Origin of the sequence: Methylorubrum sp. Q1 (assembly GCF_004683995.1) — a bacterium.
Classification (GTDB): Bacteria; Pseudomonadota; Alphaproteobacteria; order Rhizobiales; family Beijerinckiaceae; genus Methylobacterium.
In genome coordinates this window covers 1-1,327 of the sequence record NZ_SRHQ01000077.1, presented here as the reverse complement: position 1 = coordinate 1,327, position 1,327 = coordinate 1, and the positions used below count along the sequence as shown (strand labels likewise).

Annotated in this window: 1 protein-coding gene; it reads left to right on the top strand. The window is 66.0% G+C overall.

Annotated features, from left to right (window positions below):
* The coding region (locus E4V01_RS25305; RefSeq protein WP_135300290.1) for a carbohydrate porin at positions 1–1,327 on the top strand (1,327 nt) is incomplete at both ends.

The following is a 1,327-nucleotide window of genomic DNA, read 5'->3' as shown; positions in this document are numbered from 1 at the left end:
CAGTTCAACGACCAGACCCAGCCGCGCACCGATCCGGCCATCGCCGAGAAGGCCACCGATCCCGTCCGCGTCGGCCCGCTCGCCCCCTGGGCCACCCACATGGCCGAGCGCGGGCTCACCTTCGACATCAACATCTACAACTTCTACCAGGCCAACCCCTCGGCCGGCCTGCGCACCGGAGAGCAGTCGAACTCGACCTACTTCGTCCTCTCCATGACCGCCGACATGCAGCGCATCGCCAACATCAGTGGCGGCACCATCAAGTTCACCCAGACCTTCTTCGGCAACGTCCGCAATCTCAACATGGCCGCCGATATCGGCGACACCACGGTGGGCTACCAGCCGCCGTTCAACCCCAACAACAACCGCCTCTCGCTGCTCACCTACCAGCAGAAGCTCCTCGACGACCGCCTCGTCATCGAGGTCGGCCGCACCCACCCCGACCGCTACTACGGCCTGCCGCCGTGCAACTCGATCAATTCCTGCTTCCAGGACCTGTTCTACATCAACGCCGGCTTCACCTCGCCGCTCTACGCCGTCTGGGGGGCGAATGCCGCCTACCAGCTCTCGCCCACGAGCTACGTCCAGGCCGGCGCCTTCTCGGTGAACCCCGGCACCAACGCGCTCTCGGGCTACGATTTCGGCTACGAGCGGCTCTCGGGCGCGCTGGTGATGACCGAGATCGGCACCAAGACCGACTACACCATGACCGCCTATCCCGGCCGCGCCTCGCTCACCGGCTTCTTCAACACGGCCGATCACGACGACAACTTCAAGACGGTGTTCGGCACCTCCAAGGGCCTGAACCCCGGCGCCCCGGTGCTGCAGAAGAACGGCACCTCCGGCATCGTGCTCACCGGCACGCAGACGGTCTGGCGCGCCGATGGCGGCCTCGTCGCCAACCCGCACCCGACGTCAATCTCGCTCTACACCGGCACGGGCTATTCCTTCGACCCGACGGTGCCGATCCGCTTCAACTCGTTCGTCGGCGTGCGCCTCGACGCGCCCGACCAGAGCCGGCCCAACGACAGCTACGGGCTGAAGATGAACTGGCAGCGTTTGTCGGAGAACTACACGCAGTTCTTGTCTGACGCGAACTTCATCTCGGGCGGCTCGGGCGCCCCGTATTCGCGCGACAAGTTCGTGTTCGAGGCCAACGCGCACTTCGATGTCGGCGCGGGCGTGATCATCGAGCCGGTGGTTCAGTACGTGGTCAACCCGAACACGTTCTGGAACCCCTTCACCGCGCGGCGCGCCAAGGACGGCTTCTACGCCGGCGCCACCCTCGTCGTCCCGCTCGGCACCCTCCTCGGCCTCGCACCGGGCT